The organism is Algoriphagus mannitolivorans DSM 15301 (assembly GCF_000429425.1).
GTDB lineage: Bacteria > Bacteroidota > Bacteroidia > Cytophagales > Cyclobacteriaceae > Algoriphagus > Algoriphagus mannitolivorans.
This window is the reverse complement of the sequence record NZ_AUBV01000004.1, coordinates 450,441-469,173: the sequence shown is the minus strand read 5'-3', so window position 1 is coordinate 469,173 and position 18,733 is coordinate 450,441. Positions and strand designations below refer to the sequence as shown.

The window sequence follows — 18,733 nt, the reverse complement described above, 5'->3', positions numbered from 1 at the left end:
TTTCCCAGAACATCCTTGAGAATCTTGTTATCTAGGGCCAGCTCCGCGTACATCTGCTTGAGCTTCCGGTTTTCTTCCTCCAGCTCCTTGAGCCGCTTGAGCTCCTGAACTTCAATGCCTCCATACTTCTTTTTCCAGAGATAAAATGTGCCTCGATGGATACCCAATTCCCGGCAGAGTTCATTTACATCCCTGCCCGATTCATGATCCTTGACTGCCTTGATGATCTGGCTTTCGGTAAATCTTGACTTCTTCATACAGTTTAAAGTTAGTGACTTTGTCGTCTTTTAAACTGTCCAGTTTTTGGGGAAGCTTACACAAGGAGCTACACTTTTTGACGGCACTGGGAATTCCATTTCCAACAGTGTCATCATTCTTCAAGATGGTAAAATATCGGCCGTTGGAGGTTCGGAAGTTGAAATACCTGAAAATGCCAATTTAATTGATGTCTCAGGGAAATTTATCACGCCTGGCTTAGTCGATGCACACGTTCATTTTTCCCAAACCGGCTTTTTTGACGGACGTCCTGATGCATTAGATCTTCGGGATACGCTTCGATTTGATAGCCTTCAGGCAAGATTGAAAAGAAATCCCTATCCCTATCTGGAAAGTTATCTGCGCTCAGGAGTAACGGCAGTCTATGATGTGGGTGGCTATGAATGGACCATTGACCTTGCAACATCGGCAGAAGCAGATCTAAACGCTCCTCATGTGGCTGCGGCAGGGCCTTTACTTACTCCTTTTGACCAAGAGCGGCTGGATATTTTCAATGTCCCTCCAGCGCGACAAATGCTGGCTTTGACTTCCCCTGAGTTTGGAAGAGAATACGTGCAAAAGAGTACCGATTCAGGCTCTACAGGAATAAAAATCTGGAGCCTAAACCTGAAGGATTCAATTTTTTTGCAAAGCCTAAGGGCGGTAGCTGAAGAAGTCAATACCCAAGGAAACCAATTGATCGTCCATGCAACTAATTTGGATGAGGCCAAGGAAGCAATTCGTTTAGGCGCAAAAGTTTTGGTGCATAGTGTAGATGACCAGGTGTTGGATGAAGAGTTTATCCAAATGGTAAAGGAATCCGGGGTGATTGTATGCCCTACATTGGTGGTAATCTCTGGGTATGGGGTAGCATTCCGCTCACTTCAAGGGACTTTCCCGATGAACGACCCCAACCAAGTCGTAGACCCCTACACCAAAGCATTGCTAAATTCCTCTCAATCTTTTTTTAAGTTTTATCCCGACCCTAAAAATTATCAGAAAAATCTACTATCCGTCGAGAAGACCGACCGAAAGATTTCGGATATGATGCTCACTAATCTGAAAATTCTCTACGATTCAGGAATTACTATTGCCCTATCAACGGATGCAGGAAATCCAGGCACTCTCCATGGGCTCTCCATCTATGATGAATTGGAAGCGATGCAAAAGGCTGGAATTTCAGCAAATGACTTGATTCCGATGGCCACCCAAAATGGGGCGAAAGCTATGCGAAGATCAGATGACTTTGGCACGCTGGAAGTGGGGAAAATGGCTGATCTGATCATCTTGGAGAAAGACCCCTCACTTGATGCCAGTAATTTCAGATCCATCACCCATGTCATGCGGGGAGGTTTGTTGAGGCCTGTTAATGTCCCATTTGAAAAGTAATCCTGAATGATCTCGTTTTTCCGAAAATTCCGCCAAAAGCTTATAAGTGAAAATAAGTTCACTCGATACTTGATTTACGCATTAGGTGAGATCGGTTTAGTCATGATAGGAATTCTTCTTGCACTCCAAGTCAACAATTGGAATGAGGATCGGAAAAATATCAAGAAAGAGGAGACCTTTCTACGACAAATTCATATCGAATTTGATGAGAATAAGGCACAGTTTGAAAAAATTAAGGCATTTCATTTCAAATCTTTAAGGAGTTGTGAATGGATGCTTAGCAATCAACCCTTTAAGACTGTCTCTCTTGATTCCCTTCGATATCACTCTCTCTGGTCCAGGACGTCTTACACCTTTGACCCTTCGCAAAGTAGTATTGTGTCCCTGGTGAATACAGGCGCGATTGAACTTATCCGAGAGGAAGAACTTTGGGCTGCTTTGGTCGCTTGGCCTGATCTGATGGTCGATTATTTGGAAGAAGAAAAAGAAATGAGGGCATTTACAGTCAATCATGTCATCCCTTTTTCTTTGGATCATTTTAAGTTGTACACGGAAGAGGAACGATTTGACGCAGTGCTCAACTTTGATCAAAAACAACTGGATAAATATCTAAATCTTATCGCCAGAAAAAAACGAATGCTTCAGGCCATATTGATTGGATTAGCAGACCAGGAACATGCAGATAATAGAAATGAAAATAGTCAGGTAGTAGAGGCCATTGATTTAATCATTTCAAAAACTAAGTCAAAAGATTAAATATGATCTCCTTTTTCAGAAAAATCCGCCAAAAACTCCTGCATGAAAATCGAGTGACTCGCTACCTGGTTTATGCGCTCGGAGAAATATTTTTAGTGGTTATCGGTATTTTGATCGCTCTACAAGTGAATAACTGGAATGAAAGCAGGAAATCAAGAAATTTTGAGCAAGAGATTCTTTCACTCATTGACCAAAATCTAAGTCGTGACTCTAGCGTGATTGCTGCGGAGCTACAAAAAGCTCTCATTGCGAATGCGACCACTGATTCCATTTTAAATCAAGTGGAAAAAGGAATTTTTGAGGAAAACCTGTATGTATGGATGGCTAAGGTCATTCGGTTTGAGAGGTTCAAATCTCAATCCAGTGGCTTTGAAGTTTTAAAATCCAAGGGAATTGATGCGATTTCTGATAAGGATCTCCAAATCGATTTAATCAACTACTATGATGAAGTCCTATTCCGCTTGAGTCAAGCTATTTTGGATGTGGAGAATTCCTTCAATTCAGATTGGATTCCAGTGGTCAAAAGTGAATTCTATGATTTTGATTATGAAGACAGATTGGAGCCCAGAAATCTGGAGGATTTTTTTAAAAATCCGAGTCATATAATTCTCTTCAAAATGTTTCAGGACAACCGAGAAGGATCCATCACCAGAATGGGTATAGCCTTGGAAGAAATCGCTGCTTTGAAATCCCAACTTAAAGCCCAGCTACAATGACTCAATTTTTTAGAAAAATCCTTCAGAAGCTTTTCACCAAAACTGGACAGTTCTCTTTTTAATCATTTTGTTTTCGAGATCAGGAAAGCTCAAAGAAAATAAACCCTTGATTTCCAACAGGAATTCGTATTTTGAAAGGGCCAACTTTTCGAATAACTACCTACTTCTATAAAATGCCAGTCTTTGACTTAGCTTGAAGACCAGCAGGATTCCCAGGAATCTAGTATAAAAAAGGTCATTCCATCAGGATCTAATTCCGTTTTTCATTTGCAGACTATGAAAATCTCCTCATCGCTCAAACAAGAAATCCTTACGCTAATGGAGGATTATTGGAAAAGCTATTTTGAAGGAAATCTTGAAAAATGGGCAAACTACCTTCCGGAATTTTACAAAAATATCGGGACCACCCAAGAGGAAATCTGGAATAGTAAACAGGACATTGTAGACTATACCCATCGAGTCAAAGATCAGATGGTGGGAATGGCGGACATTAAAAATAAAACGGTCCAGATCATCCCTTACGACCCATATTTTATGGTGCATGAGTTAGGCGACCTGTATGTGAAATCGGAAAAAGAATGGGTGTTTTATGCTCATTTTAGGCTTTCTTCTCTTTTGGAAAAAACAACTCAAGGCTGGAAAATCCTCCACCAACATGGTTCTTTTCCCGACCATAAAGCAACAGAAGGAGAAGCATTTGGGCTGGAAGCTGTCAAGGCTGAAAACGAGCGCCTAAAAAAAGCTGTCGAAGAGCGGACTGCAGAACTGGAAAATAAAAACAGAGAATTGCTGGTTGAGTCTGCGCTTGAGCGGGTCCGTACGGTGGCCATGTCCATGAAAAAGCCCGACGACATGCTGGAGGTATGCCGGGTAATTTCGGATGAGTTGACCCAGTTTGGAATTGATGGAATCCGAAATGTCCAAACAGTAATTATTCAGGAGGAAAAAGAAATATACCTCTGCTACCAGTATTTCCCGGCCTATAACCAGGAAATCATCGAACGAACCGAATACCTGAAAAACCCGGTCGAAAAGGAGCTGGTCGATAAGATCAGCAAAGCTAAGGACGGGTATTTCGAAGGTAGCTTGAAGGGAAAGGTCCTTGATGAATTCAGGCAACACAGAAAAGAAGAAAAGCATTTGGAGGATCCCTTGATGGATCAAGTGGATGAAATCCACTATTTCTTTTATTCGATCGGACAGGGCGCCTTGGGAATCACCTTATATCAAGCACTTAATTTTGAAGGCCTCTCTATTTTCAAGCGGTTTCATCAGGTTTTTTCATTTGCCTATTCCCGATTCAAGGACCTCGAAAAAGCTGTAGCCCAGGCCCGAGAGGCCCGAATTGAAGCGGCCCTGGAAAGAGTGAGAAGCCGCAGCATAGCCATGCATAAAAGCGAGGAACTGTCAGACCTCTCACTTGAATTGGTAAAACAGGTGCAGGCTTTGGGCATGGAAACCTGGTTTTGTGCTTTCAATATTTATGATGACGATAAAAAAGGTTCACTGGAATGGGGCAGTAATGGCCTGGGCGTTTTTCCAAAATACAGAACCCCGAGAGAAGGTATATTCCTCCGTTATTACAAGGCAGGTCAGAAAGGGGAAACTTTATTGGTCAATGAGATTGGGGAAGATGAATGTCCTGCCCATTATGAATACCTATGTAGCCTTCCGGGAGTCGGGGAGCAATTGTTGAAAATGAAGGCCGATGGTATCCCTTTTCCTGCATCGCAAATTGATCATGTGGCTTTTTTCAAATACGGATATATCATCTTCATAACCTATAAACCTGTGCCTGAATCGCATGAGGTTTTCAAACGCTTTGCCAAAGTTTTTGAGCAGACGTATACTCGGTTTTTAGACCTTCAAAGAGCTGAGGCTCAAACCAGGAAATCAGAAATTGAGGTTGCAGTGGAACGGGTTCGGGCCCAATCCATGGCCATGCATCACCCTGACGATCTCAACAAAGTAAACAAAGAACTATTAAGCCAGCTTCAATGGCTTCAGGTAAAAGGACTTTCCGGAGTTACTTTTTATCTGGTCGAAGAGAATGGATGGGTCAAAGCTTGGGATTTTTCAAGCCCTGGAAATATTGGAAATCAGAACAGCTATACGTTTCAGTTTGATTCCAACAAGCATGAAATGCTGGGATTTCCCTTTAAAATACTGGAAAACACTGACCTAGACTACTTCATTGCCGATTACCCCCTTGAAAAACTAAAAAAGGCATTACCTGAGTTAGAAGAAATCGACCCTGCCGTTGCCAAAATTTTTACAGAAGCTATAGAAACTGGAGTATTAACCCATCAATGGACCGCTTGCGCGAGAATTTCCAGTGGAATGCTTGGAGTCGATCTGACCGCCCCCCCAAGTGAAGACACAAAAACCATTGTGTTGAAAATGGCAGGAGCGTTCAACCAAGCCTACACCCGCTTTCTTGATTTACAAAAGGCCGAAGCTCAGGCGAGAGAAGCCCAAATTGAATCAGCGCTGGAAAGAGTAAGAAGTCGCTCCATGGCGATGCATAATAGTAATGAAATAGGAGATGTGGCGATGGTCCTCTTTCAACAACTCAAGAGTTTAGGTGGAGAACTTTGGGGTACGGGCTTCGCATTCTGTGAAAAAAATTCGGAGCTTGATGAATTCTGGTTTGCCAATGAAAATGGCATCATGCCACATTTAAAAATTCCTAACAATGTAGACCCGGCCCATAAGCAAATGTATGAGGGCTGGAATAAAAACCTTGAGTTTTTATCTATTGAAAATGGTGGTAAGGAGCTAAAAGCTCATTATAAATATATGCTCACAGTTCCTGATGTGCAGCCCATTTTCCAGGGGATATTAGATCAGGGTATTGAATTTCCAAAATGGCAAAAATGGCATGCAGCCTATTTTAAATATGGATACATGCTAGTCATCACGACTGAAACCTATGAAGACGAAAAGGTATTCACACGGTTTGCCAGAGCTTTTGAGCAAGCGTATACCCGCTTCCTAGACCTTCAAAAAGCAGAAGCGCAGGCCAGAGAAGCACAGATTGAAGCAGCCTTAGAGCGTGTAAGATCCAGGACCATGGGAATGCAAAAGGCGGCAGAGCTTGGCGATGTTGCTCAATTGCTCTTTGGTGAACTGAATGGACTGGTGGATGACCTATGGACTTGCGGATTTGTGCTTTGTGAAAAAGATCGGCAAGAGGACGAATGGTGGCTAAGTCTGGACAATGGATTAATTCAGCCATTTTCCTTGCCCAATGTTGGAGATTTTGCACATGAAAATCTATACGAAGGATGGCAAAAACAAGAATCTTATCGAACCGTCACCCTAGAAAACCAAGACCTCCAAAAGCACTATGATTGGCTGATGGAATTACCCATAGCCAAGAAAATTTTTGAAGACATGGAAGCCGCAGGAATCCCACGACCCAAGTGGCAGCGCTTACATGCCGCTTATTTCAAAACCGGATATCTAGTAATTATCACGGAAGTGCCTTGTAGCGAAGAAGAAATTTTTAGGCGATTTGCTCAGGTTTTTGATCAGACATATACCCGATTCCTTGACCTCCAAAAAGCAGAAGCACAAGCAAGGGAGGCGCAAATAAACTTGGCCGTGGAGCGCGTTCGTGCGAGGGCCTTGGCTATGAATAAATCAGAGCAAATTCTTGATGTGGTCTTTAAACTGAAGGAAGAGCTGATGGGACTTGATATTTCTGGGGTAGCAGCGGCTACCATTTTGCTGAAGGAGTCCGACGGGAAAGTCCGTAGCTGGGATCTGACCTCCATGGAAAAAGAGGGAGACCAGATGCATATCGCTTCAGATATCATCTTCGATTTGGGAAAAACCCATCCTGATTTTTACCAGCGCGAAATTTGGGCTAAGGGAAATACATACCAGGTAGTGACACAAGACCGCGAATCGCTTCAGATTTCCACCAATTGGCTTCGTGATCATGGCAAATTCAAGGAGGCCGAGGAAGCAGAAAAATTCATTGCCTCAGCTGGTATAAAGAAAGTGTATCATCCATCTGCTCCTTTAGCAAAAGGTAGAATGGTCATTGATTTACTGGAATCCCCTCAGGAGGAGGTAAAATCCATCCTTACCAAAATGGCAGCGGCTTTTGACCTAGCATATAAGCGATTTGAGGATCTTCAAATGGCCGAATCTCAAGCAAAAGAAGCGAAAATTGAGTTGTCGCTGGAAAGGATACGGTCTCTAGTAACCTCCATGCAGGAATCCAATGAACTCTTTGATGTGGTGGTTGCTATGCGCAAGGAGTTTGTATCATTAGGACATCAAGCACACTACTTTTGGCATATGAAATGGTCAACAGAAGCCTATGATATGTCCATGACTTCTGAAGAAGGTGACCGGATAGGAATGATAATCTCTGTCCCAAAATTTGTACATGACAAAATCCCTTCCTTGGCTTCTTGGGAGAAATCAGATTCTCCGGTTTTTGTACTCGATTTGGATGGTTCTCAGGCCTGGGATTACATAGAAAATATGAATAAGTACGGGCACTATGAACTGGCTGATCCTAAATCCCCGAGTGAAGAAGATATTTTGGCTCTTGGAGGTTTAACATTTGTAATTGCCCGAACCACCCATGGAGAAATTGGATTCAGTTTGCCGGGAAAAATCCCTAATCCGCCTGAGGAATCTCTTCATACATTGATTCGATTTGCCAAAGTATTTGGGATAGCCTACAAACGTTTTGAAGACCTTCAATATGCGGAAGCGCAAGCAAAAGAAGCGCAAATCGAACTATCGCTGGAAAGGATACGATCCAAAGTAACTTCCATGCAGGAATCCACTGACCTTTTAGATATCATGGTCAGTATCCGAAGTGAATTTGTTTCGCTTGGCCACCAAGCTCAATATTTCTGGTACATGCGTTGGCTTACTAGCAAATATGAGAAAGCCATGACCTCTGGAGATGGCGCACAAGTAGGCATGGTCATGACCTTACCTCGGCATATTCATCGAGATATCCCGTTGGTGGCCAATTGGGAGCGCGGCAATGAACCTACCCTGATTTTTCCGATGGATGTAGACACCGCCATGGACTATGTTCAAAAAATGGTCTCCCTAGGCGATTTTGAAAAGGTAGACCCCAATGCCCCAACCATGGATGACATCAGGCATATTGGAGGGCTTACTTTTATTATGGCCAAGACATCCCAAGGAGAAATTGGCTATAGTTTGCCCGGCTATGTACCTAATCCTCCTGAGGAAGCAGTAAGCACTTTAGCCAGATTTGCAGGTGTTTTTGACTTGGCATATAAGCGTTTTGAGGACTTGAAAAAGGCTGAAAAAGACTTGATAGAAATCAAACTTGCCAAGCAAAAAGCTGAAAAAGCCCTATCCGAACTCAAGTCTGCACAGGCTCAGCTCATCCAATCCGAAAAAATGGCCTCGCTTGGAGAGTTGACCGCAGGCATCGCCCATGAGATTCAAAACCCCCTGAATTTTGTCAATAACTTCTCCGAAGTCAGCGGAGAGCTGATTGACGAGGCTCAGGAAGAAATCGAGAAAGGCGACCTGGAAGAAATCAAATTCATCCTCCAAGACCTGAAAGACAACCTCAGCAAAATCAATCACCATGGAAAAAGGGCTGGCTCTATCGTCAAGGGAATGCTGGAACATAGCCGAAAATCTGAAGGCAAAAAAGAACAGGTAAACTTGAACGGCATAGCCGATGAATGTCTCAAACTGAGCTTTCATGGACTGCGTGCCAAGGACAAGTCTTTTTCAGCTGATTTCAAGACCCATTTCGCAGAGGATCTACCCGAAGTCTCAGTAGTCCGTCAGGATATCGGCAGAGTCCTGCTCAATCTGATCAACAACGCATTCTATGCCGTCCATGATTTCGGAAAAACTCAAGACAAGGGATATAAGCCAACGGTCACGGTAAGCACCTCCCAAGTAAAAGACCAAATAGAAATCACCGTTTCCGATAATGGAAAGGGCATTCCAGAGCAAATTCAGGATAAAATTTTCCAGCCTTTCTTTACCACCAAGCCTACTGGAGAAGGGACTGGCTTGGGACTTTCGCTTAGCTATGACATCATCAAAGCGCATGGAGGAAGTATTGCTCTCTCAAGCTCTCCCGGACAGGGCGCTGCCTTCACAATAACTCTCCCCAAAAAATGAAAAGAGCGCTTCTCATATCCATTCTTTTCTATTTTGGATTGACCCAAATCTCAGCAGCCCGAGCTGATGTGTTCTTACTACGCGCAGATCAGTTTCAGTCACACCAACGCCTGTTTTTATCGCCGCTCGAAGAATGGGAATTTAGAGCTGGACCAGAAGACCCTTGGTCCTATCCTGAAATCAAAGATCAACCTTGGATAAAAATGAATCCCATGGCATTGTCGCCGGATCTTGGGGGCACCAATGGCCGCATAGAAGGCTGGTTTTTGATCAAATTCAAGCTGGATCAATCTTTTCAAAATATCCCCCTGGGAATCAGTCGGAATCTTTGGGCAGCCACCGATGTGTATCTGGATGGAGAATTGATTCATTCCTTTGGTGATACCGGAAAGCCTTATGAAGCCTACAATCCTATACTTAAATACCCCATTCCTTTAGACTTGAAAATCGGTAAGGAGTACCTTCTGGCTATTCACTTTGTGGATTATGAAAGTCTTTTTACCCAGCGAGAAATACGTCTCAGTCCTACGAATCTGAAAGATTTTATCAATTTAACAGGTCCAGGCTATGTAGATTGGGTTACCAAGCAACACAAGCTAACTCATATTTATACCACCCTCTGTATATCCGTATCGTTCCTGCTTTTTTTCCTGTATTGGTTTTTAGCCTACCTCAATCCTGACCAAAAAATCTTCCTTATTATCGGTGGTTTCACCACAGTAGTGCTGATAGGCACCCTATTGACTTTTGGAAACACGTTTTTTGAAATCTCCTATACCCTAGAAAAGATACGTTTTGTTCTTTTTGTCACTTGTCAGGCGATTATGGTTTTGTTTGCTCTATTTATTCTAGAGTGGGTCTTGACGGCAAAAATTTCTCGGCTTTCGTGGATCATCTTATCCATACTCCTTCTGGTAAATATCTTAGCACATGTTTTCTCCATTTCGCTTCCTTTTGGTTTGGTTTTTCTAGCCATGCTTCTGCATTTCGCCAGAATCATGAGATCACACCTGCATTTAATCAAAGGGGCCAAAATGGCACTGATTGCCGGAACAGTGGTGCCTACTTTGGCGACCTTGGTGTATATCATGCTACACAAGTACGACCTTGACCTTTACAATGAGTATGACAAATTACTTTTATCACTAACCATTTTAAGCCCCCCTCTTTTTCTCCTGGCTTACATTTCTGTACGATTCAAGGAAACACTTGTAGCACAGAAAATAGAGGCCGAGAAGGTCTTGAAAGTATCAGAGGAGAAGAAAACCATTCTGGCTACCCAAAAGGAACAATTGGAAATATTGGTGAAAAAGAGAACCGAAGAACTATCTAAATCCCTTGAAAATCTCAAATCCACCCAAGCTCAACTCATCCAATCCGAAAAGATGGCCTCGCTTGGAGAGTTGACCGCAGGCATCGCCCATGAGATTCAGAACCCCCTGAACTTTGTAAATAACTTCTCGGAATTGAATAAGGAACTGGTCGAAGAAGCAAATGAAGAACTGGAAAAAGGAGATTTAGAAGAGACCAAAGCAATTTTAAAAGATCTAAGAGAAAACTCTGAGAAGATTAACCTTCATGGCAAAAGAGCAGGTGCCATTGTCAAAGGTATGCTGGAACATAGCCGTAAATCTGAAGGCAAAAAAGAACCGGTAAACTTGAATGCTTTAGCCGATGAATGTCTCAAACTGAGCTTTCATGGACTACGGGCAAAGGACAAGTCTTTTTCAGCTGATTTCAAGACCCATTTCGCAGAGGATCTACCCGAAGTCTCAGTAGTCCGTCAGGATATCGGCAGAGTCCTGATCAATCTGATCAACAACGCATTCTATGCCGTCCATGATTTTGGAAAAACTCAAGACGGGGAATATAAACCTACAGTCACGGTAAGCACCTCCTTAGTAGAAGACCAAATTGAAATCACCGTTACCGATAATGGAAAGGGCATTCCAGAGCAAATTCAGGATAAAATTTTCCAGCCTTTCTTTACCACCAAGCCTACTGGAGAAGGGACTGGCTTGGGGCTTTCGCTTAGCTACGATATTGTAAATGCCCATGGTGGAAAATTGACCGCTAGAAATTCCCCATCCGGTGGCGCAGAATTTACAATTACAATACCCACTAACTCTATTTCTCATGGATAAATCAAAAAAGGATCTGCTCCACAAGACCTATAAGGAATTCATGAAAATCGGTCTGTCGAATGAGAATCTATCTCGTTTGGATCAGTTGGTTGACAAAAACATCTTGGGATTCGGAACAGCTATAGACGAAAAAATTCGAGGCTCCGAAGAGTTAAAAAAGCTCTTAAACACACAAAAAAAACAAGGTGAAAGTCTAGATATCACCTGGCGAATAGACCCTTTTGATCATATTATTTCTGAGGATGAAAATACAGCAGTCTTTGCTGAAAATATTTACGCAACCATCAAAAGCGATGAGGAAACAGTCGAAATGTACATGCGGTTTTCTTCGGTATTGAATTATTCTGATGAGAAATGGAAAGTAATCCACTGGCATGGATCTAAACCTGAGGAAGTAGAAAGTGAAAAAGATACTTGGGGAATAGACATTTGGAAAAAAAAGACTGAAGAGCTAGAAAAGCTCGTCAAAGAAAAAACCGCCGATTTACTGGAGAAAAACAGGGAATTGGAGATTGAAGCAGCATTAGAGAGGATTCGGGCACGGACTATGGCTATGCAATCCAGTAACGAGCTAGCAGCTACTGCATCCTTATTATTTCAAGAATTGCAGGGGCTTGGAATTAGTACCTACAGCTCAGGATTCACTATTTGGGACGAAAAACAAAAACATCTTATTTCTTGGATGTGCAATGCGGATGGATCCTTGAACCCTCCATTCAGAATGCCCATCGAGGAAAACGATTGGCACAAGCGCCAATTTGAATCTTGGAAAAAGAGGGAAGACTTTTTAATAAAAGACTTTTCAGGAAAAGAGATGCAGGCCTATTTCAAGTATTTGCATTCCTTCCCAATGCTTAAAAAAGCATTTCAAAAATCAATGGATGCAGGATTTCCTTTGCCAGAAAGGCAAATCCACCATGTGGCAAATTTTGCTTCTGGCAATCTGTTATTTATTACACTAGAACCCCTATCAGGGGCACAGCCTTTATTTCAACGATTCGCCAAGGTATTCGAACAGACCTATACTCGCTTTCTCGATCTTGAAAAAGCAGAATTCCAAGCGCGTGAAGCCACAATTGAAGCAGCATTGGAGAAAGTCCGTTCAAGATCACTTGCCATGCACAAAAGTGATGAATTGAATGAGGTAGTAGCTGTGCTCTTCGAAAAATTGAAAGAATTGGAAATCCCATTTACAGCTGTTGGAATCGCTACCGGTATTGAAGATTCAAAAGACCTCAATGCCTTTGTTTGTGGACAGAATGAAGCAGGTTTGGTCATCACCAATTATCGTCTTCCTTACTTTGAGAATCCTGTTCCGAAAGATTTATACCATGCACTGGAAAAGCAATTGGATTTTTTTGTCGGGAATTATTCCAAAGAAGAAAAAGATGCTTTCTATCATCATCTGATTGAGCATACTGAGGAATTCAAGCATTTGCCAGAGGATATTCTTAAGATGATATTCAATAGTGAGGCCTATTGCATTTCCATGATCGCAGTCAAAAACGCTGTGTTCAACATCAATGATTTTGAAGGGAAGTCCTTAGCTCAACATGAAATTGATATCATCAATCGATTTGCAAGAGTTTTTGAACAAGCATATACCCGATTTTTAGACCTCCAAAAAGCAGAAGCTCAGGCAAGGGAATCCGAAATTCAATTGGCTTTGGAGCGAGTGCGTGCCCGTTCCATGGCGATGAAAAGCACGGATGAACTGCATGAGGTACTTAGTGTTTTGTTCAGACAATTCGATCAACTAGGCATCCATCCAATGAATGTCTACCTAAGTCTTTTTGATCGGGAAAATAGAACACTCACCTATAGGGCTTCAGGCAGATCAAGACATAGACAACCTAAAAAGCAGGTTGTTCATGTAGATAGTATGGAAGAGTTAAAGGGGATTTATGATAAGTTTATCAATGACAAATCCGACTCAGTAGAAGTCATTTTTTATTCCAAGGAAGTCCTTCCACAGGTTTTTGAAATATTCTCAGAAGCCTTTGATGCGATGCCGGAGGATGAGAGAATGAAGCTCGAGTATTTTCCAGAAGGAGGCTATTCCATGGCAGGTTACACACCTTTTGGTTACTTGGGCTACGACCACCAGCGGCAGGCTTCTGAAGAGGAAAAAGAAATTCTATCGCGCTTTTGTAAAGAGTTTACAAGTGTGTACCAGCGCTTCTTGGACATCCAGAAAGCAGAAGCACAAGCCCGAGAATCACAAATTCAATTGTCCCTCGAGCGGGTACGTGCCCGCTCTATGGCCATGCACAACTCCAATGAACTGGCGGATGTATGTCAGATCTTATTTGAGGAAATAAGCAAATTGACCAAGACTCCGGATCGATTTAATCTCGTGATGCCTCAGGAAGGCGGTGAGTTTTTGGAGGTTTGGCTGACAGATCAGGAAGGGCATAAAGTCAGTAGAAAATTCTTGATGTCCGCCAAGAAATCCGGAATCATCAAAGACATTTTCAAAGCCTTTAAGAAAAAGGAACCTGTCGTGATTTTTGATTTGAAAGGTAAGAAACTCAAAGACTGGATATCCTACAGTAGCAAGGTGCTCGGGATTCCTTTTAAAAAGGGGAAACAGTTGAAAGAAAGGTTCATTACTTCTACCCTGTTTGAGTACGGCTATCTGGGCACTACCGATCACACCGCTCCAAGTCAGGAGCTTATAGAATTGATTCAACGATTTGCCAGGGTATTCGAACAAGCCTTCAGACGATTTCTGGATTTGGAACGTGCCGAAAAGCAAGCCCGAGAGGCTCAAATTGAAGTAGCACTGGAACGAATTCGTGCAAGATCAATGGCTATGCATACCTCGGAAGAACTGAATGAAGTTCTGAGTGTCATGTTTAAGCAAATTGAAGAGCTGGGCATAGACGCCAAATGCGCCCATCTCACCTTGATGGATCTTGAAAGTAACGCATTCAGCTTTAGGATTACCGGTAAAAATGGGGCATCCAATATCGGTGAACAAATCATTGATTTGGATGCCATGCCTACTTGGAAGGAAACCGTAACTAATTGGAAAAAGCAAAAACCACATAGTCACCAATGCCTGGTATATCCACCGGAAGTATTACCGGATTTATTTCAAATTATCAATGAATCTCTTCAATCCCTCCCTCCGAAAGAAAGAATAACATTTGAAGATTATCCTGAAGGAATTTTCGACTGCGAAGGGCACAATAAGTTTGGTTATATAGGATTTAATAATTCCCGTCCTCCAACAGATGAGGAAATCGCAATCGTCATTCGGTTTGCCCGGGAATTTGAACGCGTTTACCAGCGATTCCTTGATATTAAAAAGGCCGAGGCGCAGGCCCGAGAAGCACAGATCGAAGCATCCCTTGAGCGAATTCGCGCCCGGGCTATGGCCATGCATCATACCGATGAGTTGACCGACGTGCTTTGTGTTCTCTTTGAGCAATTCGACCTGCTCGGAATCAATCCAGTTCTCACTCATCTGACTTTGTTTGATGAAGCGAATGAAACCTTCAGCATCAGGCTGACGACTACCGCTGACAATGGCGTGGTGGCAGAACAGCTAATCGATATTCATGCCATTGAGCCTTGGAAACAGGCCTTTGCACAGTGGAAAAGCTGTGAGCCCAATTCGGTAAATACCATTGATTATGCGCCAGAGGATCTTCCCTATTTATGGGAATTGCTATCCGAAGTAATGGGTGCGCTGCCGGAAGGGCACAAAATAAATCCAAAAGACTTTCCAAAAGGACTATTTACCACACAGGGTCATTTTCAATTTGGTTACTTGGGTTTCAATCATTCCCGTAAAGCCACCGAGGAAGAAAAGAGTATAGTCAGTCGCTTTGCCAGAGAATTCGGCCGAACCTACCAGCGGTTTTTGGATTTGCAAAAAGCAGAGGCACAGGCAAAGGAAGCACAAATTGAAGCGGCCTTGGAAAAAGTAAGAAGCCGCTCATTGGGTATGCAAAACACCAAAGAGATGCAACTCGTGGCCAACGAAATCCGGGAGCAGTTGCTGGCCTTGGGAGTTCCAATAGATGCTATGGCCATGAGCGGGGTAATTGATAATGACTCGGATTACGATGTCTGGGTAGGAGGAGCTATTTCAGAAAAGCCCCTTCGAATCACCCACAGTAGTGGTACCCAAGTCCAACGCGAATACAATCAAGTGATTAAGGAGCGACCAGAACTCTTTATGAAAACCTATTCAGGTAAAATCATGAAAGAGTATTACCAACAATTGTTGGACACCAATTCCTTCAATCCGGAAATAGAGAAATTCATGAAGGAAAGTTCTGCTTTTACGACGACTTTAACTTTCATGAAAAACTCAGGATTACAAATCCTCCGGTATACTGAAGAGCCCTTTTCTGATAGTGATAATCAAATCGTCATCCGTTTCGGTAAAGTTTTCGAACAAGCCTATATAAGGTTTCTGGATTTGCAGAAAGCAGAAGCTCAGGCGCGAGAAGCCCGAATTGAGACAGCATTAGAAAAAGTCAGGTCTCGGACCATGGGCATGCAAAGCAGTTCGGAACTACCCGAAGTAGCCAATTTGCTTTTTTTGGAAATACAAGCTTTAGGTATCCCTGCATGGAGCTGCGGATATAATATTCTGGCGGAGGATAAAAAAACAGCTTCCTGTTGCATGAGTAGTGAAGGAACTCTTCAAACCCCATTTCAACTTCGCCTTTATGGTGAAGCTTCATTCGATGAGATGGGTGAATTCATTCGGAGTGACGATACGATGTTAGTTCAGGAGCTTGGAGGTAAAGCCTTGGAGGAGCACTATACCTACATGAAATCCTTCCCTGACCTGAAGCCCACTTTTGACGAAATTGAAAGGCTTGGGCTTTCGCTCCCCACCTATCAGATCAATCACTTGTGTAAATTCAATCAGGGGTTTATTCTGTTCATCACCTATGAAAAGGTGCCCGATTCCCATGATCTTTTCAAAAGGTTTACCAAGGTTTTTGATCAGACATATACCCGATTCCTAGACTTAATAAGAGCTGAAGAGCAAGCAAGAAATGCTCAGATAGAAGCGTCTATGGAGCGGGTCAGAGCAAGAGCGATGTCTATGCAAAAACCAGATGAGTTGGTGGATGTGGCAACTCTCCTCAGAAAAGAAATGGGACTCCTGGGGGTCGAAGAGTTGGAAACCAGCTCCATCTACATCCACCATGCAGACGAAGGAACTACCGAATGCTGGTATGCGATTCAGGATGATAAAAAATTGATTTCCGACTACATGACTATCCGCTTGGAGGATACATGGGTAGGAAGAGAAATGCGCTCATTTTACAATTCAGATTCTTCCAAAACCTCCATAAAGATGCAAGGCCAGCACCGAACGGAATGGATATCCTATTGTGCAGAAAAGTCACATCACTTCAGCATTCAGGAGTTTTATGGAGACCAAATTCCCGAGCGAACCTACCATCTCTACAAATTCAGTCACGGATTTATGGGTGCGGCCTCTCCAGGAGAAATTTCTGAGGAAAGCTGGAAACTTTTAAAAAGAGCGACTAGCGTTTTCTCTTTGGCTTACACCCGATTCAGCGATCTAAAGCAGGCAGAAGCCCAAGCACGGGAGGCTCAAATAGAGGCTGCCTTGGAGCGGGTTAGATCCAGAACTATGGGAATGCAGCGATCTGAAGAGCTTTCCGAAACAGCCTCCGTGCTTTTCGAACAGCTGCAAAATCTAGGAGTAACTCATGAGCGAATCAACATCGGAATCATCAATGAGAAAAATCAAACGATTGACTTTTGGATCACCGCTCAGGGTGGAAATCGGTTAGACACAAGATTTTCTGGAAGAATCAGCGAAGAAACCACCCTTTCTAAAGCCTACCAAGCTTGGAAGAAAGGGAGAAAGTCCTTGGTAATTGATCTTCAGGGAAAAGAATTGGATCAGTGGTTATACTACATGGAGCATGAAATCAAGATTCCCTTTAATCGAAAATACTTCCACAGCAGACGTGTGCAGACCGTAGGCTTCTTTTCCAAAGGTATGCTGGTAGTGACCAGTCCCGAGCCACTTCAGGAAGAAGCCCTCTACCTGTTGGAAAAATTTGCAGGCGTATTTGATCTGACCTATACCCGATTTACAGATTTAAAAATCGCAGAAGCTAATGCTGTTCAGGCAGAAAAGGATTTGGAAGCAATTAAACTGGCAAAATCCAAGGCAGAATCGGCTTTGAAAGACCTGAAAGCTGCTCAAGAGCAACTAGTACAGCAGGAAAAGCTAGCGAGCCTAGGACAGCTGACAGCCGGCATTGCCCATGAGATCAAGAATCCGCTGAATTTTGTGAATAACTTCTCCGAACTCAGCAAAGAGCTGATTGAGGAAGCCTTTGTTGAGCTGGAAAAGATCGAACCTAGCCCTCATCGGGATGAAGTCAAGGCACTTCTTGAAGATATTCAGAGTAATCTTACCAAAGTCTATGCTCACGGATCCCGGGCAGACAGTATCGTCAAGTCCATGCTTCAGCATAGCCGGGGAAGTTCGGGGAAAGCAGATGACCTGGATGTCAACAGACTTGCACAGGAATTTACGAATCTAGCCTTTCATGGCATGCGAGCCAGCAAAAATCCGATCAATGTATCGCTAAACTTTGACTTGGAAGAGGGCCTGGGTAAAGCCCATTTGATCATGGAAGACTTTTCCCGTGTCATTCTCAACATCTGCAACAATGCCTTTGATGCGATGAGAGATAAATTCAATGTACAAACCCATCCCGGGTACTCGCCCGAATTGAAGATCCGAACCTTCTCCGAAAAAGGAAACATCAAGCTATCCTTCAAGGATAACGGCTCAGGGATTCCAAAAGAGATTTTGGACAAAATCCTTCAGCCTTTTTTCACCACCAAAAAGGGTACCGATGGAACAGGTTTGGGGCTTAGTATAACTCATGATATCATCAAAGCCCACGGAGGAAAACTAAGCGTAAACAGCAAAGAAGGGCAAGGTGCTGAGTTCCTTATTTCTCTACCCGGAGTCCATTAATTGTACTCCGGCTAGGAAGCGCTTCCCCGGATTTTTGCATTTTTTGCAAAATAAAATGCTGATTTTCAGCGGTAATACAGAATTTTTGAAATAGCTTCATTGAGCAAACAGGCTCAGATTACCTAGAGATTCTTTTGCTCCAAGGCTGATTGCTTTTTTTCAGCACATTACTTTTCCCTAGTTCTATTCAATTGTTAATTCTCGCCAATGACAGAACTTTCTCTTTCTTACTCTCCATCACCAACTGGCCAACACCGATTAGAGAAATTTCGAGTTCTCAAAAGTCAAAATATTATCCTCTGCTCTTAAACCTATTACTC

General features: G+C 42.9%; 7 protein-coding genes. 6 read left to right on the top strand and 1 reads right to left on the bottom strand.

What is annotated here, in order from left to right; all coding sequences use genetic code 11:
- On the bottom strand, positions 1-257 hold a 257-nt coding region (locus G458_RS0104645; RefSeq protein WP_026950869.1), incomplete at its 3' end, for a transposase.
- A 46-nt stretch (positions 258-303) separates the two neighbouring features.
- On the opposite strand from G458_RS0104645, the gene G458_RS20210 reads away from it, so the two are divergent.
- The 6 genes from G458_RS20210 (at position 304) to G458_RS20195 (ending at position 18,413) form a co-directional block, all read left to right on the top strand.
- Positions 304-1,644, top strand: coding sequence for an amidohydrolase family protein (locus tag G458_RS20210; RefSeq protein WP_051287031.1), 1,341 nt, complete (start codon positions 304-306; stop codon positions 1,642-1,644).
- Positions 1,645-1,650: 6 nt separating this feature from the next.
- A complete protein-coding gene (locus G458_RS0104635) occupies positions 1,651-2,400 on the top strand; it encodes a DUF6090 family protein (protein ID WP_026950868.1) in 750 nt (249 codons plus the stop codon).
- A gap of 2 nt (positions 2,401-2,402) precedes the next feature.
- Entirely contained in the window at positions 2,403-3,116 is a 714-nt protein-coding gene (locus G458_RS0104630; RefSeq protein WP_026950867.1) for a DUF6090 family protein, read from the top strand.
- Positions 3,117-3,392: 276 nt separating this feature from the next.
- Entirely contained in the window at positions 3,393-9,266 is a 5,874-nt protein-coding gene (locus G458_RS22045) for an ATP-binding protein (RefSeq protein ID WP_084438816.1), read from the top strand.
- The gene (locus tag G458_RS21940; protein WP_245579227.1) at positions 9,263-11,410 is read left to right on the top strand and encodes a sensor histidine kinase; all 2,148 of its coding nucleotides are present in this window, start codon (positions 9,263-9,265) and stop codon (positions 11,408-11,410) included. The genes G458_RS22045 and G458_RS21940 overlap by 4 nt, the downstream gene beginning before the upstream one ends.
- Positions 11,403-18,413, top strand: coding sequence for an ATP-binding protein (locus G458_RS20195; protein WP_035467718.1), 7,011 nt, complete (start codon positions 11,403-11,405; stop codon positions 18,411-18,413). Before G458_RS21940 ends, G458_RS20195 begins: the two co-directional genes overlap by 8 nt.
- Positions 18,414-18,733: the final 320 nt, after the last annotated feature.